General features: G+C 52.7%; 21 protein-coding genes. 2 read left to right on the top strand and 19 right to left on the bottom strand.

What is annotated here, in order from left to right; all coding sequences use genetic code 11:
* The first annotated feature begins 29 nt into the window (after positions 1 to 29).
* Positions 30 to 863: a zinc transporter ZupT gene (zupT, locus tag A4Z71_RS01080; RefSeq protein ID WP_070954148.1), complete on the top strand. Its 834-nt coding sequence runs from the start codon at positions 30 to 32 to the stop codon at positions 861 to 863.
* Positions 864 to 900: 37 nt separating this feature from the next.
* On the opposite strand, the gene A4Z71_RS01075 is transcribed toward zupT, so the two are convergent.
* Both A4Z71_RS01075 and A4Z71_RS01070 read right to left on the bottom strand, forming a co-directional pair.
* Positions 901 to 1,275, bottom strand: coding sequence for a hypothetical protein (locus tag A4Z71_RS01075; protein WP_070954147.1), 375 nt, complete (start codon positions 1,273 to 1,275; stop codon positions 901 to 903).
* A 13-nt stretch (positions 1,276 to 1,288) separates the two neighbouring features.
* Positions 1,289 to 1,504 carry a class I SAM-dependent methyltransferase gene (locus tag A4Z71_RS01070; RefSeq protein ID WP_070954146.1) on the bottom strand — a complete coding sequence of 72 codons (216 nt, stop codon included), beginning with the start codon at positions 1,502 to 1,504 and terminating at the stop codon, positions 1,289 to 1,291.
* A 70-nt stretch (positions 1,505 to 1,574) separates the two neighbouring features.
* Here A4Z71_RS01070 and A4Z71_RS01065 point away from each other — a divergent pair, with 70 nt between their 5' ends.
* A complete protein-coding gene (locus A4Z71_RS01065; protein WP_070954145.1) occupies positions 1,575 to 2,459 on the top strand; it encodes a DMT family transporter in 885 nt (294 codons plus the stop codon).
* Here the strand turns inward: A4Z71_RS01065 and A4Z71_RS01060 are convergent.
* The 17 genes from A4Z71_RS01060 to A4Z71_RS00980 all read right to left on the bottom strand — a co-directional run bounded on the left by A4Z71_RS01060 (position 2,456) and on the right by A4Z71_RS00980 (position 20,005).
* Positions 2,456 to 4,156: a GMC family oxidoreductase N-terminal domain-containing protein gene (locus tag A4Z71_RS01060; RefSeq protein ID WP_070954144.1), complete on the bottom strand. Its 1,701-nt coding sequence runs from the start codon at positions 4,154 to 4,156 to the stop codon at positions 2,456 to 2,458. The genes A4Z71_RS01065 and A4Z71_RS01060 overlap by 4 nt on opposite strands.
* Before the next feature lie 20 nt (positions 4,157 to 4,176).
* Positions 4,177 to 5,463, bottom strand: coding sequence for a saccharopine dehydrogenase family protein (locus A4Z71_RS01055; RefSeq protein ID WP_070954143.1), 1,287 nt, complete (start codon positions 5,461 to 5,463; stop codon positions 4,177 to 4,179).
* 96 nt (positions 5,464 to 5,559) lie between these two features.
* Complete coding sequence (locus A4Z71_RS01050) at positions 5,560 to 6,150, bottom strand: RBBP9/YdeN family alpha/beta hydrolase (RefSeq protein WP_158512766.1); 591 nt, start codon at positions 6,148 to 6,150, stop codon at positions 5,560 to 5,562.
* Positions 6,151 to 6,177: 27 nt separating this feature from the next.
* On the bottom strand, positions 6,178 to 7,389 hold the full coding sequence (locus A4Z71_RS01045) for a multidrug effflux MFS transporter (protein WP_158512765.1): 1,212 nt from the start codon (positions 7,387 to 7,389) through the stop codon (positions 6,178 to 6,180).
* 18 nt (positions 7,390 to 7,407) lie between these two features.
* Complete coding sequence (locus A4Z71_RS01040; RefSeq protein WP_158512764.1) at positions 7,408 to 8,640, bottom strand: Dyp-type peroxidase; 1,233 nt, start codon at positions 8,638 to 8,640, stop codon at positions 7,408 to 7,410.
* Between the two features lie 11 nt (positions 8,641 to 8,651).
* Positions 8,652 to 9,140, bottom strand: coding sequence for a copper chaperone PCu(A)C (locus A4Z71_RS01035; protein ID WP_070954140.1), 489 nt, complete (start codon positions 9,138 to 9,140; stop codon positions 8,652 to 8,654).
* Between the two features lie 68 nt (positions 9,141 to 9,208).
* A complete protein-coding gene (locus A4Z71_RS01030) occupies positions 9,209 to 10,351 on the bottom strand; it encodes a cystathionine gamma-synthase (protein ID WP_070954139.1) in 1,143 nt (380 codons plus the stop codon).
* Between the two features lie 9 nt (positions 10,352 to 10,360).
* Positions 10,361 to 11,737, bottom strand: coding sequence for a cystathionine beta-synthase (locus A4Z71_RS01025; RefSeq protein ID WP_070954138.1), 1,377 nt, complete (start codon positions 11,735 to 11,737; stop codon positions 10,361 to 10,363).
* 14 nt (positions 11,738 to 11,751) lie between these two features.
* The gene (locus A4Z71_RS07075; RefSeq protein WP_158512763.1) at positions 11,752 to 11,892 is read right to left on the bottom strand and encodes a hypothetical protein; all 141 of its coding nucleotides are present in this window, start codon (positions 11,890 to 11,892) and stop codon (positions 11,752 to 11,754) included.
* 82 nt (positions 11,893 to 11,974) lie between these two features.
* Complete coding sequence (gene rplL / locus A4Z71_RS01020; RefSeq protein ID WP_070954137.1) at positions 11,975 to 12,355, bottom strand: 50S ribosomal protein L7/L12; 381 nt, start codon at positions 12,353 to 12,355, stop codon at positions 11,975 to 11,977.
* Between the two features lie 45 nt (positions 12,356 to 12,400).
* Positions 12,401 to 12,910, bottom strand: a complete 510-nt coding sequence (rplJ, locus tag A4Z71_RS01015) for a 50S ribosomal protein L10 (protein WP_070954136.1) — start codon at positions 12,908 to 12,910, stop codon at positions 12,401 to 12,403.
* A 248-nt stretch (positions 12,911 to 13,158) separates the two neighbouring features.
* Positions 13,159 to 15,426 (bottom strand): DEAD/DEAH box helicase, encoded by a 2,268-nt coding sequence (locus tag A4Z71_RS01005; protein ID WP_070954134.1) that lies wholly within the window; start codon positions 15,424 to 15,426, stop codon positions 13,159 to 13,161.
* A 160-nt stretch (positions 15,427 to 15,586) separates the two neighbouring features.
* A complete protein-coding gene (locus tag A4Z71_RS01000; protein WP_070954133.1) occupies positions 15,587 to 17,347 on the bottom strand; it encodes a hypothetical protein in 1,761 nt (586 codons plus the stop codon).
* A gap of 20 nt (positions 17,348 to 17,367) precedes the next feature.
* Positions 17,368 to 18,021, bottom strand: a complete 654-nt coding sequence (locus tag A4Z71_RS00995) for a LuxR family transcriptional regulator (RefSeq protein WP_070954132.1) — start codon at positions 18,019 to 18,021, stop codon at positions 17,368 to 17,370.
* The gene (locus A4Z71_RS00990; protein WP_070954131.1) at positions 18,014 to 18,265 is read right to left on the bottom strand and encodes a glutaredoxin domain-containing protein; all 252 of its coding nucleotides are present in this window, start codon (positions 18,263 to 18,265) and stop codon (positions 18,014 to 18,016) included. The genes A4Z71_RS00995 and A4Z71_RS00990 overlap by 8 nt, the downstream gene beginning before the upstream one ends.
* Positions 18,266 to 18,293: 28 nt before the next feature.
* Positions 18,294 to 18,938: an HAD-IA family hydrolase gene (locus A4Z71_RS00985; protein WP_070954130.1), complete on the bottom strand. Its 645-nt coding sequence runs from the start codon at positions 18,936 to 18,938 to the stop codon at positions 18,294 to 18,296.
* Positions 18,939 to 18,955: 17 nt separating this feature from the next.
* On the bottom strand, positions 18,956 to 20,005 hold the full coding sequence (locus A4Z71_RS00980) for a hypothetical protein (protein WP_070954129.1): 1,050 nt from the start codon (positions 20,003 to 20,005) through the stop codon (positions 18,956 to 18,958).
* Between the last annotated feature and the right edge of the window lie 16 nt (positions 20,006 to 20,021).

Below are 20,021 nucleotides of genomic sequence, written 5' to 3'. Positions count from 1 at the left end.
CTGAATTTCTTTTACGAAAGTAGGCAGCCATGGATGCCGCACTGATCACAGCGTTTTTAGTAACGCTCGGCGCTGGCCTAGCAACCGGCATTGGCAGCACAATCGCGTTCTTTACCCATCACACCAATCGCGCTTTTTTTGCCGCCTCCATGGGCTTCAGCGCCGGCGTAATGATCTATCTTTCGTTTGTCGAGATCCTGCCTAAAGCCGATGCCCGATTGGCTTCAGGCTCTGAAACCACACTGAATAGCCCAGAATCAAGTGGATTGACCGCTGCATTTTTCATCGCTGGAATGTTGCTGATGGCACTGATTGACAACTTGGTTCCTAGTTCAAGCAACCCGCACGAAAACACCGATGTCGAACTAATCGGCGAAGACCGCAGACCGCAATTTCAGGCCGAGACTAGCAAAATGATGCGGATGGGTATTTTTATGGCCCTGGCTATCGCCATTCACAATCTGCCCGAGGGTCTGGCCACTTTCATGCTGGTGCTAGAAGATCCCAAAGTAGGTATTGCATTAGCCATCGCCGTTGCGATGCACAACATCCCAGAAGGAATCGCTGTTTCAGTGCCGATTTACCAAGCTACCGGCTCGAGGCTAAAGGCCTTTCGTCTAAGTTTTCTTTCAGGTCTTGCTGAGCCAATAGGTGCAGCAGTGGGTTATCTCGTTCTGGCCCAATTCTTAAGCGATTTTCTATTGGGCGCAATTTTCGCCATGGTTGCCGGCGTGATGGTGTTTCTAAGCATCGACACCCTTTTGCCAACCGCGCGCAACTCTGCCCGCGGGCACTTGACCGTTTATGGCTTCATCGCAGGCATGGCCGTAATGGCAACCTCATTAGTTTTGCTCAAACTCTAAAGAACAAGTTGTTGGTGCGCCACCAAAGGCGACTGATTCAGAGCTGAAACACCTCAAGATCAAGTTGGAGATTTGTCGCGACTAGATACTTTGAGAACAAATACTTGTTTTCAAAAGCAGCGGAAATAGCAGCATAGTTTTGCTTGCTCTTGATCAAATCGATTTCTTCAGCCGAATACAGGTGTTCGGGATAGTAACCAGGACGATAAAACATCAAGAAATAGTTGCCGTCCGGGTTCATCAGTCTTTCGACATTTTCATAACTTTCGATGTCGAAATAGGTGGCCGCTCCGTAGAGCGCCAAAATTGAACCGAATTTCTTGTTTTCTGCAATTGCCGCAGGGGCATACTCTTCGAAAGTTTTTTGCTCAGAAAGGTAGCCCGGGTGTGACTCGCGAAGTCGTTTTAGCATTCCGCCGCTAGGCTCAACGGCAAAGATACTCCTTTGGCTCCAGGGCTAAATACTTCAAAGCCAATCCGGTTCCGGCACCAAGATCGAGTACTGGTTTTTTCAGTTGATCGCTGAACAATTTAAACAGCGCTCTGTCTTCTGCGACGAACTCTGACTCAGAGTAAAACTCGTCGTAAGTTTCGGCAAACTTGTCGTAGGCGCTGGTAATTTTCATGTCAGATTCGGTCATATGAAGACTCTAAATATTGATCTGCTCGTTGCCCAAAAAATTACGAAATGTTTCACGCTAGGCTCATCAAGTGCCATCATCAAAAACCACATCTTGGGTTCCCAGCTATTTAATTTTGGGCGTCATTTGGGGTTCATCATTTTTATTTGTTGAACGTTCCCTGGCATTTCTAACCCCGACTGGAATCGCGTTCTGGCGAACTTTTTTGGGTGCAGTGACTCTTGCTGTTGTACTGGTAGTTCGAAAACTTGCCCTGCCAAGAAATCCGAAAGCCTGGCTGTTCCTTTGGCTCGGCGGGCTATTCATGAGCGCCATACCGGCAGCACTATTCGGCTTCGCACAACAGTACGTAAGTTCTTCGCTGGCCAGCATCATCAACGCCAGCACTCCGATTTTTACCGTGATTGCAATCTTGATCGCTTTCAGGGCCGAAAAGCCAAAGCCTCGCGTACTCGTTGGCCTGCTTATCGGTTTGATTGGGGTAGCCACCGTTCTAGCAGTCTGGCGAGGTTTTGGTGAAAACGAACCGCTGGCAATTTTGGCTTTGATCGGTGCAGTTTCTTGCTACGGAATTGGCACACCTTTCATCCGCCGCTTTGTGGAACCAATGAAAATACAGCGCGAGGTTGCTGTTTTTGGCCAGGTAACCACCAGCGCAGTTTCGCTGTTGCCTTTTTATGCTGCGGGTGGCTGGGTCACCGGGCAACCCACGGTCGATGGTGTTTTGAGCATGTTGGCGCTAGGGGCAGTGGGCACCGGTATCGCGTATGTGATGTACTACCGAGTAATTGCGATTGCCGGATCACCAATTGCCAGCACCGTAACCTACATCACCCCCGTTGTCGGTGTAGCAATTGGGGTCATGCTGTTGGGTGAAACTTTGACGTGGCACGAACCGGTTGGTGCAGCAATCGTAATTTTTGGTGCCTACATCGCGCAAGGTGGCAAACGCTAGTTGGGTTTCTTCGGGGTAATTTTTAGCGCAGCGTAAGCGTTTTTTGGCACCACCGGAAACTTCGGAGCAACTTTAGGCGCCAACTCGAAAGTCTCGTTTATGGCCGGACGCGAGTCTTTTTCGTCACGGTTCGGCCAGTGAGCCACTGCCCACTCGGCGATCGCCGTAATACTCAACGAAGGATTGACCCCGGGATTAGCCGATAGTGCCGAACCATCCCAGATGTGCAGACCTTCGACGCCGAATGCGCGCAGGTATGGATCAACCACACCTTTCTCGCTTGAATCTGCCATGACGCAGCCGCCAATAAAGTGTGCGGTCAACGGAATTCCGAAAGGTTCACCGACGACAGCTCCGGCAGTGCCACCAATCTCGGCGGCAATCAGGCGGGCAGCGTCGTGACCGGCCGGCACCCAACTTGGGTTTGCCTCGCCAGTGCCCTGCTTAGAAGTTAATTTCTTCGATCCGAACCAACCCCGTTTGAGATAGGTGGTGAGCGAGTTGTCTCGCGCCTGCATGACCAGCAAAATCAGGGTGCGTTCAGGCCAGGTTCTGAGGTTGTAAAAACTTGGTAGTTTGGTGATCGACCTGACGGTGTTCCAAACCAAGCGCAGCGGGTTTGGGCTTTTTCCGGAAGGTGTGCTGGCCAGCACAGTTTGCAGCAAGCCCATAAATCCACTGCCCCGGCCGTAACGAACCGACTCGATGTGAGTATCGGCACTGGGATAGAACGAGGATGTGATTGCCGCACCGAGACTGAAATCACGGTCATTATTTTGGGCAACAACACCCAACAGTGACTCGGAGTTGGTGCGACTGAGTTCACCCATTCGCTCGCTCAGGTTCGGCAGCAATCCCAAATCTTTTGATCGCTGCAGCAGTTTGGCTGAACCGAGAGCACCAGCCGCGACTATTACCTGCGGGACAGTCAAGCTTGTCGGTCTGCCATCGCGGTTCTTACCAACTGAGGAAAGCTTGAGTTCAAAACTGCCATTAGCCAATTTTTCAATTGAATCAACCTTGGTGAGTGGCCAAACTTCGGCCCCCGCCTTTTCAGCAAGGCCAAGGTAATTCTTTACCAGAGTATTTTTTGCTCCGTGCCGGCAACCGGTCATGCATTCGCCGCAATTGATGCAAGCCCTGCGACTGGGCCCCACACCACCGAAATAGGGGTCAGTAACTTCAGTGCCGGCGGCAACCTTGCCTTGACCAAAGAAAATACCAAGCGGTGTTGGCCGGTAGGTATCGGCCACACCCATTTGCGACGCAGCGCTGCGCATGACTTTGTCGGCTGGCGAATCGTAAGGATTAACCTCGACACCTAGCATTCGCTCTGCAAGGTCGTAATAGGGCTCGAGCAACTTCTGCCAATCGGCAAGGTTTGCCCAGCTTCCGGTTTTGTAAAAGCTCTGCGGGGGTCGGTAAAGGGTGTTTGCGTACACCAGTGAACCTCCGCCAACACCAGCCCCGGATAGCACCAGCACATTCTTCAAAAGATCGATGCGTTGGATTCCGGTCAGGCCAAGTTTTGGAAAAAACAGAAACCTTTTTAGGTCAAACGAGTTGCGGGCAAATTCGTGGTCTGCAAAACGCGCACCGGCTTCAATCACCAAAACTCGGTAGCCCTTTTCAACCAGGCGCAAAGCGGCTACCGAACCGCCAAAACCTGACCCGATTATCGCGACATCAAAATTCATTTTTGAATGCTGATAACTAACTACGGATGACGTAACGGGCTGGCTGGCAGACGTTCCTGCTGAACCCATCTCTCGTTGTAACCAATTGACGAAGACATCAGGTCGAGGAATGGCTTGGCATCGAAGTGTTCTGGTCCGTGCACGCCGGCACTTTGCCAGACGCCGGTTGCCAACAATTCGAGCGCAATAAGCGGGTTGAACGCTGTTTGGGCAACTACGCACTGAGCTTCAATTTCGGCCATGGTCTTGGCGTTGTCGGCTACGTGATAGAGATACGTGGCGCGGTCTTTGCCGTCTTTATCTTTACCGGTAACCAGCACGCCAGCACAGGTTTTTCCGGTCATCCGTGGGCCAATTGTTGCTGGGTCTGGCAGCACGGCGGCAACTACATCTCGAGGAGAAACGTCAACCGGACCTTGCGGTGAGCGCACACGCACTGGCTTGGTTCGATCTAGGCCGAGCGCGTTCAGAGTTTTTAGAACGCCGATAAAGTCACGACCTAGGCCGAATTTGAAGGTGACACGATTTGCATCGATGTAACGAGGAAGCATAGTCACTTCTTCGTGCTCGACGTTTACGCACTCGACAGCGCCAATACCTTCTGGAAATTCAAAAATTTCCGGCTCGCTGAACGGCTCGGTGGTGTGCCAACCCTTGGCCCGGTCATAAATCATCGGGGGGTTCAGGCATTCTTCGATGGTTGTCCAGATTGAAAATGATGGAGCGAAAATTTCGTTGCCACTGTCGTCATAGACGGCGAGATTCGAACCGTCTTTCACACTGATTTCATCAATTTCGCTGAACAGGTAGGTCTGAGCGTAGCGAGCAAAAATGTTTGATAGACCCGGCTCGACACCCATGCCGATGAGAGCCAATTTTCCTGCTCGTTCCCACTGTTCCGAAACAGCAAATTGGGCATCGCCAAGTTTGATGTTTGGCAGGTGGTAGGGGTCGCTCTCGTGGGCTTCGCTGAGGCTCAGAGCCATATCCATGTAGTGACAGCCAGCGGTAAATGCACCCGAGAAAACTGTTGGCAAGAATTTTGGTTCAACAGCGTTGAGAATGTGTGTGATGCGGTGGTTAAGTGCTAACTCAGCAACATTTGATGCGTTTGAGGCGTCAATCTTGGCTGGAATAAATTTCGAAGCAGCCGCTTCGCCACGGTGTTCCCTGATCCACTCGATAGTTTTTTCTGCTCGACTGAAGTCATAATCTGAGACCACGATTAGTTCATAAAAGTCTCGAGTTGAGGCAATCTTTGCAATAGCGTCGCCGACTCCGCCGGCACCAACAAGCAAAATCCGCATTGATTTTCCTAAATGTAAAGGTACTCCCTGGGGCAAATCAGGAGCTTTTTCTAAGCCTACCTAGGCTCTGTCAAAGCAGTAGATAAATGCTAAAAATTATCGGACTGTGATGTCGGCATTTGGGTCAAGCACCCAGTCGATTACACCCTGCCAGTATCCCCAGCCATCGGCCAGAGATAAATGCTTGGCTCCTGGAATTACAACCGATTCAATTCCCAAATGGCGCCCAAACGTTTGGTCAATTCCGTCGGGAATCCAGGGGTCTCCGTCTGAGCCAACCAAGGTGATGCTCGTTGCTGAAGACAAAATTGCATCCCGAGTTGCAGTTTTTTTCAAGTCAAGATCGACGCCTGGAACATCGCCTAGCAATTTTGGATCAGCGGGCGCAACCAACAGGAGTCGATCAACCGGCTCATCAATCAAACCTGAGGCAGCCGCCTGCATCCAGTTGACACAACCCAGCGAGTGAGCAATCATCACAGTTTCGCCCTCGCCGGCCTCTTTTAGGTGACCCAGCTCGGCAATCAACAACTCTTGCCACTCAGCCAAGATTGGATTATCGGTACTGGGAAACTGCGGGTAGATAACCTGATGCCCAGCTTGGCGCAGTGAGGAGGTGAGGTGGCGGTGCCAAACATCTGGCTGTCGGCGATTTGTCCAACCGTGATGAATCAGAACCCTGACCACAATTGCTCCTTCGACTTGAATTTCGTTTTAGGTAAGGGCCGGAACCGACTTAGGCCTAACCACAGTAAACATTACGGTTAATGAAATCAGATGGGCCGCCACCATGGTTAGACCAACACCGAAGGCGGTTTCTTTTGGAAGTGCTGCATAGAGCGGACCGGCCGCCGATGTTGCCAGAGAGCCCAGGACCAGCATTAGCGAGGCGGCAGTACCGGCCTCGTTTGGGTGGGGTGCCAACGATAGCGCTCCAATTGGGGTGACGGTCAAACCGAAGGCAACGAGGAATAGCCAAATTAGACCGGCAACCAACCACAGCGGCGGCTGGGTGTTAGAAATCAGAGTCAAGATTGCACCGACAATCAGCGACATCGACAAGGCACCAACCAGCAGCCACTGAGCGGGGATGTACTGGGCCAGCTTAGAAGAGAGTTGAACGCCGATGTAGGCACCAACCGAGTTCAGGGTCAAAAGCAAGCCGTACTGTTCTGGAGCCAACCCGAATTGCTGGGTGAAAACAAAAGGCATTGCGCTGAGATAGGCCCAAAGCCCGATTCCAACCATGATCTGCACCAGCAGCAATCCGACATAAATTCGATCGTGTAAAACATAGGCGAAGCGCTTCAGCATCCCGGCGAAAACGGTATCGCGACGATTGTCCCGGTGAAGTGTTTCGGTCAAAAACATAAATGAAGCAATTAGCATGAATACCGCGTAGCAACCAAGAATTAGGCTCACTCCCCGCCAGTCCATGATTACCAATAGTTGTGAACCGGCGAACGGGCCGATGAACCAGGCTGATGCTTGAATCAGCAGCACACGGCCCATCATCTTTAGCATCGGCAGACCTTCATAAAGATCGCGAATAATTGCGTTGCCGACAACCAGAGCTGCCGCACCAGACATTCCCTGCAGCAGTCGTGCTGCAAAGAAGAACTCCATACTTGGGGCAATGAAAACTAGATAGCTGGCCAGAACATAAAGGGTGGATGCAAACAGCAGCGGCTTGCGTCTGCCGATGGCGTCGCTAAGCGGCCCGGCTACAAGTTGGCCAATAGCAAATCCCACGGTTAGCGCACTGAGGGTTAGTTGAATCAGTGAATTGTCGACGGCGAAATCTCGAGCAATGATCGGACCCGATGGTAGATAAGGGTCGAGTGAAAAAGGCTGCAAAGCCTGTAATCCACCAATGAGAAAAATAAATTTCCAACGCTGACGCTGGGTAATGGTTGTAGTCGACATCATGTCAAGACTAAGCGATTATTGGAAAAGTTTTTTACCTAGGTAATCGCCGTTTGCCGACTGTTCCACCCCGGGAAGCACAGCCCAGACTGCAGATCCAATCGGGACTGTCCATTTATTCAGCAGGTCAAGTTGATCGAGTCTTTTTTGAATTGGCAAAAACTGGGTCGAAATGTCGCGCTGATAGGCCGTCCACAGCAAGCCAACATCCGGTTCGCCATCGGGGGTAACCCCAACCTCATAATTGAACGGCCGGCGAAAAATTCGCTCTGTCGGATTTGTAGCGTGGGCGCGCCTAATGTGGGCGAATTCTGGAATCAATTTAAGTCCGTTGGCATCAACCGCATCAAAGTCGATCGGATCGTTTTCGTTTTGCTTGCCCAGTGGGGCACCATTCTGCAAATTTCGACCGATGACCAATTCTTTGTCGGTTCGACCGAGTGCATCCCAGGTTCCCAACTGCATCGCAATACGACGGAAAACCAGAAATGTGCCACCGATTAACCAGTCTGGGCCGTTTTCGACCCAGACGATGTTGTTGAAATCGGATGAGCCAATTTCGGGATTATCGGTGCCATCAACCTGCCCCATCAGGTTTCGCTGGCGAACACCGCCGGGGACAACCCCTTGCGCGTTAGAAAACCCCTGTTGCGAGTATCGGACCTTAGCAAAACCAACACTGTCTCGAACCAGCGAGCGAACACCATGACTGAGGATGATGGGGTCATCCGCAGAGATGTGCAACAACACATCACCGTAGGAATATTCTTCGCGAAGCTGGTCGACGTTAAAGGCTGGCAACTGCTCAAAACCCGTCGGCTTTTTGTCAGCCAAACCTAGCTTGTCGAAGAATCCTGGACCGACGGCCAAAGTGGCGGTGAATCTGGCTGGACCCATAGCCAACTGCGGTGTTGGATCAGCCAAAGGTGCTTCGCCAACGCTGAGACGGGCAATGTCGTCGGTAATTAATTTGAACCAGCGCGCTGCCGCGGCGGCATCGGTTTCTGGCTTCAGGTCGAAGGCCACAAAATTTGTAAATGTTTGCAGTTCAGTTTCGATGCCGTTTTGGTGTTGACCAAAAAATCGCTCGCGCCGCTTCAAAACCGCGGTGAGATTCGCCTTGTTCGCAGCTTCGGTTGCAGCCTCAGCACCAAGGCTCGCACCAACAGCTGCTCCGGCAGATGCAGAGACGAGAGCCCCCGTGGCGGCAGCGCCGCCGAACAGAAACCCTCGTCTACTGATCTTGCTCAAAGTTTTATCTCCTATTTGCTCTGGTATTCCTCGTCGCCAGCTGCTGCGCTTTTTGCTGGCCAAGTTACAGTCAGATCTTCAGCGCCGTCAAAATCTAGAGTCAAGGTAATTTCATCACCCTCAAGAATTGCCGCGGTGGTGTCCATCAGCATGATGTGCAAGCCACCCGGTTCAAGAGTGACGGTTTCACCAGCAGGAATCACAATGCCGCCCTCTTTAGGTCGCATCTTCATTTCGCCATCTACCGAAACCACTTCGTGAACCTCGACCATGTTGGCAATCGAGCTGGATGCACCAACTAGGGTGACGTCAGCGTTGGTGTGGTTGGTGATTTCTGCGAAGGCGCCAGTCATGCCACCAGGCATAGCTGTCATTTCATAGGCACGAACCCAACCGTTGTCGGCGTGCATTTCTTCGGGATGTGCCTCAGTAGCTGCACTGCAGCCCGATGCTGCCAAAACTAGTGCTGAAGCCGCAGCGAACAGAGCAAACTTTTTCATGATTTCCTTTGACAATTAAGTGCTCGACAGTTCTATTCTACAAAACGTAGAATCTGCGGGTCAAATTATTAAACTCGCGACAGCGCCTGCTCTAAATCGGCCAGTAGGTCATCGATGTGCTCAACGCCAACCGAGAAACGAACGATTTCTGGGCCGACCTCGATTGGACTATTAGCGGCCGAAGCGTGAGTCATTTCAGCCGGGTGGTTTACCAGCGACTCAACACCGCCAAGGCTTTCAGCCAAGGTGAATAGTTTGGTCGACTCGGCAAGACGCTTGGCAGCCGCGCCATCCTTGAGCCTGACGCTGACCATTCCACCAAAGCCGTGCATCTGTTTTTTAGCCAGCTCGTGACCTGGGTGTGCTGGCAGGCCAGGGTAGTAAACCTGCTCAATCTTTGGATGGCCGTCAAAAAACTCGGCCACTACCTGCGCGTTGGCACAGTGTGCTCGCATGCGTAGCGCCAAAGTCTTGAGCGAGCGGTGGGTCAGCCAAGCGTCAAAGGCACTTGAAACTGCACCAACAGCAAACTGGATGAAGCGAATTTTGTCGGCTACCTCACCATCATTGAGGATTACCGCGCCGCCGAGAATGTCACTGTGTCCGCCAAGATATTTGGTCGTCGAGTGCACCACAATATCGGCACCCAATTCAAGTGGGCGCTGCAGGTATGGGGTTGCGAAGGTGTTGTCGACAACCGCCAAGGCACCGTGCTCGTGAGCGATGCGTGAAACTTTGTTGATGTCGAAAATTGTCATCATCGGGTTGCTTGGGGTTTCGATCCAAACCAGCTTGGTTTTACCTGGCTTGAACGCGGCGCGCAGGGCATCCTCGTCGTTTAAATCGACAATGTCGAAATCGATGCCGGCAGGCTTGTGCACGCGATTGAACATGCGAAAACTACCACCGTATAAGTCGTTAGCCAAAATGGCATGATCGCCGGCAGTCATAGTGGCTCGGATGACCGCATCTTCAGCTGCCAACCCAGAAGAAAAGCTGAAACCAAATCGGCCACCCTCGAGTGAAGCCAAAGCCTCTTGCAGCGCGTCGCGGGTCGGGTTGCCACCGCGGTTGTATTCGTACCCTTCAGCCAAATCGCCCACTGCATTTTGGCGGTGAGTCGAGGTCATGTAAATAGGTGGAATCACAGCACCGTTGTTGCGATCTGGGTGTTGAGCGGTGTGGATTGCGCGGGTTTCAAATTGAGACATGAAATTAGCCTACTTACTTAGATAATCGGTTACATCGTGGCTGGTGATTAGGCCGACAGGTTCGCCATCGGACAGCACCAGCAGCGCCGACTCGGTTTTTAGAAGGTCTCGGGCAACCTCAATAGACTCACCAATACCCACAATTACCGGCTTTGGCCCGAGGTGCTTCGAAACCGGATCATCGAGTTGGGCCAGCCCAGCTGAAACCTTTTCGACCAAATCTTGCTCGGTAACCGAACCGGTAACCTGCCCAATTCGAACCGGCAGCTCGGCAAGCAAAACTGGCAGCACCGCAACATCAAACTCACGGCAGATGCTGATAGCCGTTTCGACTGAGTCATCGGGGTGAACGTGAATCAAAGCCGGAAGCTTTTTGCCCTTCAGCTCCAGAAGTTTCTCAATTTTTTCGCCCTCGAGCGCCGACATAAATCCGTGGGAGCGCATCCAGTTGTCATTGAAAACCTTGGCTAGGTAGCCGCGCCCACCATCGGGCAAAATCACCACGACCACCGCATCCTCGGGCAAATCTTTGGCAACTTCCAGTGCGGCCACCACTGCCATTCCGCAGGATGGGCCAACCAGTAAGCCTTCTTCACTGGCCAAGCGACGGGTCATCTCAAACGATTGTCGGTCTGGAACCGGGATGACGGTGTCTACGACGCTGGCGTTGTAGGCCTCGGGCAAAAAGTCATCACCGCGGCCAACACCCTCGACCAAATATGGTTTACCCACACCTTCGGGGTTTGAATAAATAGAACCGGCAGGGTCGCAACCGATTACTTTTACGGCGCCGTGAGACACCTCTTTGAGATACCGGCCGGTGCCAGAGATGGTGCCGCCGGTGCCAACGCCAATTACCACGTGGGTAACTTTTTGATCGGTGTCAGCCCAAATTTCTGGCCCGGTAGCTTCATAGTGGCTTTGTGGTCCGTTGAGGTTCGAGTACTGATCGGGCTTCCATGCCCCAGGAATTTCGCGAGCCAAACGATCGCTGACGGAATAGTAAGACTGAGGATCTTCATGTGCCACGGCAGTTGGGCACACCACAATTTCGGCCCCGTAAGCAACCAGAGTGTTGCGCTTGTCTTCGGCAACTTTGTCAGGCAGAACAAAAATGCAGCGGTAGCCGCGCTGCTGCGCGACCAGCGCCAACCCAATTCCGGTGTTTCCCGAGGTTGGTTCAACAATGGTGCCGCCGGGCTTTAGCAGACCCTTTGCCTCAGCATCGTCGACCATCTTGGCGGCGATTCGGTCTTTGATTGAACCGCCCGGATTGAAATATTCGACCTTCGCCAACACGGTGCATTTGATGCCGGCGGTCACCTTATTTAGCTTGACTAGCGGAGTGTTGCCGATCAGTTCGGTGACATTGTTGACGAATTTCATGACTTAAGCCTAGGTCACTTCTTTTTGCGTTTACCGGTCAGCCAGCGAAATGTGACGATCAATCCGAAGATAATCATCAGCCACGGCAGCGCGCGCCAAAGTAGCATCACAAAAGTTCCGGCCAGTGCGCCAATCGGCAAGTAGGGGGTATCCATCCGCCTATTGAAACATCGCCTGGGTTAAAAACAAAACCCGCCGGGCCGAAGCCGAGCGGGTTTTGAAATTTGGTAAGAGAACTTACTTTAGGGTTACCTTTGCGCCGGCGCCCTCTAGAGCAGCCTTTGCCTTCTCGGCAGCATCCTTGTTTGCACCCTCTAGAACGGTTGCAGGTGCACCGTCTACAAGAGCCTTTGCTTCGCCTAGACCTAGGTTGGTAAGAGCACGAACCTCTTTAATAACCTGGATCTTCTGGTCGCCAGCAGCCTCAAGAACGACGTCGAATGAGTCTTTCTCTTCTGCAGCAGCAGCAGGAGCAGCAGCGCCTGCAGCAGCAACTGCAACTGGTGCAGCAGCGGTTACTTCGAATACCTCTTCGAACTTCTTAACGAACTCTGAAAGCTCGATTAGAGATAGCTCTTTGAAGGCCTCAATTAGCTGGTCAGTGGTCAGCTTTGCCATTTTTTTCTCCTTGGGTTTTTAGATTTGTAAATCGTTTGAAGCGTTTTAGCCCTCTTGCTTTGCGCGAAGCGCGTCGACAGTGCGAACTGCCTGAGCAAGTGGAGCGTTGAATGTGTAAGCAGCCTTGTATAGCGAAGCCTTGAACATTCCAGCGGCCTTGGCCAATAGAACGTCGCGGGTTTCGAGGTCGGCAAGCTTCTGTACCTCATCAGCAGAAAGAGCGGCACCGTCAAACAGACCGGTCTTAACTACAAGCTGAGGATTTGCCTTGGCAAAGTCGCGTAGGGCTTTTGCAACAGTGACACCGTCACCTGAAACAAAAGCGAGAGCGGTTGGTCCGAACAACTGGCCGTCAAATGCGGTAACTCCAGCGTTCTTTGCAGCGATCTCGATCAACGTGTTCTTTGCCACGGCGTAGGTTGCGTCCGCACTGATTGAACGGCGCAGCTCTTTGAGCTGAGCCACAGTTAGGCCGCGGTACTCGGTTAGAAAGATCGCGGTCGAGCTCTGAAACTTTTCAGTTAGCTCGGCAACGCTCTGCACCTTGTTCGCCATGGCACTCCTTGATTTCGATTTGCCGGTAGCCCCAAGAAATAAAAAATGCTCTGGCGCAGACGCACAGAGCAGCAAAACCCGAAAACGGGATTTAGTTCTAGTACACCTACGCAGGTCAACTTTTGGTTTCTTAGTCGGCGTGAATAACCCATTGAATTTCTTCGAAGGATTGCTCACGACCGAAACCGGCGGTCTTTGGCTTCTTACAGCCTAACAAGACCGCCGACCTCGGCGCAAGTGCAAATTATTTAGTTGTCGAATTTACGAGCTTTGGTGCGTGGCCCTGAACGTTCGCCACCGCGAGCGCCTTCGCCACGTGAACGACCACCAGAGAATCCACGGTCGCCACCACGGCCACCACGGTTGCCACCGTAAGAACCACGTGAACCACCGCGTGAACCACGGTCACCGCCACGGTCGCCGCCACGGCTGTCACCGAAGTCAAGCGAATCAGCTACCGGAGGTGGCGCAATCGGGCCAGCAAGTTCTTCCAACAGCGGCGCTGCTGGGCGAACTTCGCTGAAGATTCCGTCGCGCTCGGCACGGTTCAGCAAATCTTCCATGCGACGACGACGTGAACGCGGAATCAAAGTGATTACGGTTCCCTTGTTGTGCGCACGACCGGTTCGGCCCGAACGGTGCAGGTAGGTCTTGTATTCCTGCGGTGGGTCAACCTGAATTACCAAGGCAACGTCATCAACGTGGATGCCGCGAGCGGCCACATCAGTCGCCACCAATACGCGAACTTCGCCACGAGTGAAACGCTCGAGGTTTCGGTTGCGCTGGTTTTGATTTAGGTCACCGTGTAAGCGTGCGGCTGGCACGCCGGCAGCGGTCAAGCTTTCGCTCAAGCGCTCGGCGGTCATCTTGGTGCGAGCAAAGATCAGCGACTTGTTTGCACCCTGAACCAAACGCAACAGCACCTGTGAGCGGTCGTGGTCGTCTACAACCAAAACACGGTGAGTGATGTTTGAGTGGTCAACTTCTTCTTCAGGAACTTCAAACACGTAGGGGTCTGGCATGAACTGTTTGACCAGCGCATCAACCTCTTTGTCTAAGGTTGCCGAAAAGAGTAGTTTCTGACTGTCGCCAGCAGCGGTCATGATGCGACGCACACCTTCGATGAAGCCAAGGTCACACATGTGGTCGGCCTCGTCGATAACCATAGTCTCGACCTCGCTTAGGTCAACAATGCCCTGAGCCATCAAGTCCTCAAGACGACCAGGAGTTGCCACCACGATGTCGACACCGCGGCTCATGGCGTTCTCTTGCTTGCGCTGCGGTACACCTCCGTAGATGCAGGTGGTGTAAAAACCAACCGGACGAGCGATGCCGTTTACGGTGCGGTCGATTTGATCGGCCAACTCGCGGGTCGGAGCCAGGATCAAAGCACGAGGCTTACCTGGCTTTCGTGGCTGTGAACCTCCGGCAACCAACTTGGTTACCAGTGGAACTGTGAAGGCAATTGTTTTTCCTGAACCGGTTTTTCCGCGACCCAAAACATCGCGGCCTGAAATAGCGGCTGGGATGGTGCTGGCCTGAATTGGGAACGGACGCTCGGCACCCATGCCGGTTAGCGAAACCAGCATTTTTGGGTGCAAGCCCATGTCTTCGAAGCTTTCAACGGTAATTGCGTCGTCGGTTGAGACCGATGTCAAACGCTCAAGAACCTCATCCTCGAAGAAAGCCTTTTTATTTGGGGTCTTGCTGCGAGCAGCCTTGAAAACCTGGTCGCGAGATTCGTCGCGAGCTAGGCGGTCGGCGCGGTCTGGGCGACCGTTCTCAAAGTCGCGTCGCGGCGCACGGTCTTCGAAACCGCGGCGCGGGCTGCGGTCACCGGCAAAGTCAGCACGGCGATCGTTGCGGTCACCGAAGCGTGGGCGGTCTCCGAAGTCGCGCTTTGGGCGATCTTCGCTGAAATTGCGACGTGGTGCGCGGTCATCAAAATCACGACGAGGGGCACGGTCACCATCGAATGAGCGACGTGCTGGGCGCTCTTCGGTCCATTCGCGACGCGGTGCGCGATCGTCAAAATCGCGACGCGGTGCGCGGTCGTCAAAACGACGTGCGCCTTCGCGGTTTTCGCGTGGCTGCCAGTCACGGCCTCCGCGGTTGTCGCTGCGGCCATAGTCACGGCCACCACGGTTGTCATCGCGGTTAAATTCACGGGCGCCATCGCGACCAGACGCGGCATGACGTGGCTTGCGGCCAGCGAAACCTTCACGGTTTTCGCGTGGCTGCCAGTCGCGGCCGCGGTCTTCACGACCCTGAGACATTTCACGGTCGGCACCGTAGCTGCGCTTAGGGCCTTCTTCGAAAAATGGAGTGCGCTTGCCGCGTGGGGCAGCATCAGCGCGATGCGGAGCACGGCCACCACGACCGTCTTCACGAGTCTTAAAGTTTGAACCCACGGCCTTGCGAGCCGATTTAGGTGCGCCTTTAGCGCCACTCTTTAGGGCAGATTTTTTGGCGCCGCCCTTTGCGGCGCGCGCGTTTGTAGTGCCAAAATTTGGCATTTTTTCCTCATTCAGTTTTGTGTAATCACACAGGGAGTAGCTGCACGATTGTTTGGGTTAGTCGAACAGCGCTAGACCCACACACAATAAGAAGGAAAATTCGCAAACGACTACTGCAACGATTTTGTTGCTTAGGCCAGCCTAGCCGAGTAAGACACTTTTACCTAGAGATTTTTGAAACCGGAATCATCGCCACCAGATAAGTAAGGCCATTTTCACTTTTTAGACTCCACTGGTGGGTGATTTCATCGAGCACCTGACTACCAAACCCGGCAACTGCATCGTCGAGTGCTGGAGCGCCGTCATTTTCAATGACCAGGCGAACCAGTTTTTCCGACTCGAGACGAATGTAAATTGAAAGCTGCTTAGCCCCACCGTGTTTGATGGCATTGTTGACCGCTTCGCGAACCACCTCGATAGTGCAACTTGCTGCCACCGAGTTGCCGGCCAGTGCTGTAGCCGCTCGCTTCGAATATTCAGCCAAACGCACATCGCAGACACCGTGCCAGACAGCACTCATCTGACCAATTACTTCAACTACATCGGTCGACTCGGTTTCTGTGTGCAACCGGTTAATCGCAGCGTCGACATCCCGACGTATTTTTGTAATTAGCGTCGGGTCAAGCACTGCCTGTTCCGCAATCTTCATGGCGCCCGCATAAATTGCTGCCTGCACCGAGCCGTGCAAAATAGACGCGATGCGGCGCTGGTTATGCCAAACCTGCTGCCGAAGTTCCGAGTTCAAAATTTCAAGATCTTGAACTACTGCACGCAACTGCTGCTCGGACGCAAATCGCAAAGTTCTGGGCACCTGCATAAACATCGAAGTGACTGAGCCCAACGAAATTAGCGAAAAAACTTGCCAGAGCTGCACCTGCTCAAAGCTTGAGCGGGCAACAAAAATTAGTAATGCCTCGATGATTACTGCGACGACAAAACTGATCACCAGCACCCAGACTGCGGCCAGCCAAACGGGTGCCCAAATTTTTCGCGCCAAAGCCTGAATCGACTTGAGTGACGTCCAACCACCAACTGTGAAGGTAATTACCGCAAGCGCTTCGCGGCCAGGGGTTATCTCAAAAAGTGGGCCGATGCCGGCGGTGGTCATGGTGAACAAAATAAACAGCGGCACCAGCATGTCACCGACATTTACTAGTTTGGGCAGCCGCTGCCGTTCTTTTTCAACCTTTTCGAGAACCGCATCCAGAGTCCCGGTCTCGGTTGGGAAGGCACCCGGCTTGGCAATAGCGTGACTTAGCGGGCGAACAACTTCATCAACAGAGGCCCTCAAAATCTCTATTGACTGTTTTGCGTTTCGCTCTTTTTCGAAGCGTTCAATAACAGGTGCTATAGCTCGCTCTACCTGGGATACCAGCTGCTCACGCTGCAACCTAATGCGTTCGCGGACGCTGCCGCGCAACTCATCAAGTACAGCTTTCTCACGTCGCAGCTGAGCCAGAGTCTCTTCATTGCGACGCACGGAAGCATAGTAAATGGCAATAGTGGCGATAGCACCAAGCACAAAAAATGGCCCGCTAAAAAGTCGAAATAGCGCATCACTGGCGGGCACAACGCCAAGCCAGCCGCCGATTATCAGAACGCTTATAGCCCTAGCGGTTCCGGCGGTCACCAGCGCCGATATCATCACAAAAGGCTTCGAAGGCCTGAAATCTGTCCCCAAAACTGTTGCTCTGAAAATTAGCAGAACACCAATCGTAGTGAGGTAGGCAACTGAACCGATGATGAACCAGTCAAAAATAGTGCCGTTTGATCGTTGAAGATTGTAAAGAAAAATCGAGGCATACGACGGAATCGCAAATAGCAGCAGTACCTGATTGCTCAGTGCCACCGGACCGGCAGCGTTGGTAATAGCCTCGCGAAGACTACTTTTCGGAGTAGCCGCCCTAACCTGCTGATTCAAGATCCCCCGTATAGTGCCAGTTAGGCAGGCTCTGGAATTTGATGACCGCTGGCAGTTAGGTATTGGCGCGCTGCTTCTACTCGAGCATTGCCTGGTGCCTGCGGATCAATTCCCATGGCCATAAAAATTCGACTGACGATGCCTTCGACAGCTCTAATGGTGGTGCCTCTTTTTTCGGCTATCTGACTATTTGAATATCCCAGTGCCAAAAGCTGCAGCACCGAAACTTGCTTGCGTGAAAGCCCGGCCAAAGGCCGTTCACCGCTTTGGTCGTGTCTAAACGCCGGTGAAACATTGCCTTTTAGGGCATTTTCAAGTGCCATTACCAACTCATCCGAGTTGACCAGCTGCGATTTGCGAAGGTAAGCAATCGACTTTGGAAGCTGCTTTGGGTCTTGCCCGGCAAATCGAACATCTGGCAGGTTAGTCAGAAAAACGACACTTACATCTGGAGTGGTTTTAAGCAAAGCCTCGACAAAGTCAAAGCCGGTAGGGCCAGGACCAAGTTCAATATCGACAACCACGGCATCTGGATCTACCGCAACACATGCGCGACGAGCATCGGCGGCATTAGCGGCAGTTGTTACTGAAAAACCCGCTCGCTCTAGACTCTGGGCAACCAGGTCGCGAAGCAGCGCCTCATCTTCGACGACGACAACGGTTCGCTTAAGCAATCAGACCACGCTCGCGCAGGGCATCTGCGAGTTGAATGTTTGATGGTTCGACTAAAAATTTGCCGTCTTCAAACAAAATAACCGGAATGTTTTTGCGGCCAGCAACAAGTTCGGATTGAATTGCGAACTCGGGTTCTTTTTCAACATCGCGCAATTCGTATTTGACGCCTAGCTCGTTCAGTTGAGCTTTTGATCGGCGGCAGTCGCTGCACCAGTCGGCGCCGTAAAAAATTACTTCAGACATGATTTACCTTTTTCTTCGACAGTCGAATTTACCGCAATCTGCTTTTATCCGAAATAGTTAACACTTCACCGTCGAATGCGATGCCACTGAGATTTTTTACGACGATGTCCGCATCAGTTTCTAACGCTCTGGCAGAAACTCCAACCACCAGCCCTGCGCCGGCTTCGATGGCGGCTAAGACTCCCGATTGGGCATCTTCGAAAACAACGCAATCGGCTGGGTCAAACCCTAATCGTCTGGCACCGAGTAAATAAGGGTCGGGCGCCGGTTTGCCGTTTGCGACGTCGGCTGCGGTAACTAATTCTGCAGGTAACGGATAACCCGCTGCCGCAAGTCTGGCCTTGCCTAGATTCGGATTCGCAGATGTACACACCGTCCAGGTTCCTGGCTTCAAACTTTGAACTAGTTCTAATCCTCCAGGTAGCGGCACGGTTTGATCGGCGGTGTCTTGCTCGAGTTGATTGATGAAGTTGTTGGCCTCTTCGAACAGGTCAGCAGCAACCATTTTCCGCACCATGTCTTCGGCGCGGACTCCAGCATGTTCTGGCACATCCCAATTCCATCCGGGAGCGTATTTTTCTGCCCAGGTTGCCCAAGCAATTGCGGCTGCAGCGTGCGAGTCAACCAAGACACCATCATTGTCAAACAGCAGAGCCGCGGCGTAGAACTTCATGTAATTTCCAGGTCAAACTATTTGCCGGTAACCCGGTCTGCCTTGCGGTTGCGCTCGGTAATGGTTAGGTAAATTCCAGCCACCGCAAGCAACAACAAAATTTTGGCTGGCAAGAAATCTTCAATCAGCCAAGGAAGATCAGGCATTTCAATTGTCGGCATGGTACTGACTTCTTTACCTTCGCTCGGGTCAACTGGAATGTCCCAGCGGCGCAGGTTTTCAATCGCGGCGAACCCGAAAGTGAACGACATGATCGACACCACGGTGCCGAAAACTATGCTCAGCACAAAATTCAGATTCGATGCACCAGCAGCAGCGAAGGCACCGCGCGGCTTAGCTGGCAAAACCTCACCGGTCTTGGCGCGATTCGCAAATCGAGTGCCTTGAACAATACCTAGAGCGATGATGACCTGGATGATAACCCAAACCCAGACCTGCAAGTCGGTTCGGGTTACGTCGTAGACAATCAAGCCAAATATGATTGCCACCGCAGTGGCCAAAATGGGCACCGCATAACCGAGACCCAAAGCTTTTTGACGCGCGGTAAGTTTGGCTTTTTTCCCGTCTTCCTGGTGCATGTCATCTTTGCGGAAGACAAAAGCACGGAGCAAAACCACAATCACCAAGGCGGTAGCCAAAAGAATTGGCAGATAAACATCGATGAACCGAATTGGTACATCATCGCGGGGTCCGTAGTTGTTAAATGCTCCTAAGAAGCTGCCGATAGCAAAAATTGCACCGGCACCTAGGCCGACGATAACTGCGAGGGTTGTGAATCGATGCGCGGCCCGCGACAGCATATCGTCTTCACCGTTCAACTTTCGGGCACGCAAAGCCCAGTTCAGTCCAACCAATGACAGCACAGCCCCGGCGGCAATGCCCAACAATCTGAAGTACACACCGAAGTTGATGATGTTTTCACCGGCGACGATATTTCCATACTGATCCCATTCGGGTTGCGGAGTGTAAAGATCCACGAACTGGCTGACCATAAAAAATACCCAAGCCAGCATGAGTCCCACAAGGGGTGCAGCAACTGCGCGATTCGCAAGAGGAATTCTGTTCATAACAATGAGCCTAGAC

Origin of the sequence: Candidatus Rhodoluna planktonica (assembly GCF_001854225.1) — a bacterium.
Classification (GTDB): Bacteria; Actinomycetota; Actinomycetes; order Actinomycetales; family Microbacteriaceae; genus Rhodoluna; species Rhodoluna planktonica.
Note: the sequence above shows the minus strand (reverse complement) of the source record. Positions and strands in the feature narration are given on the sequence as shown.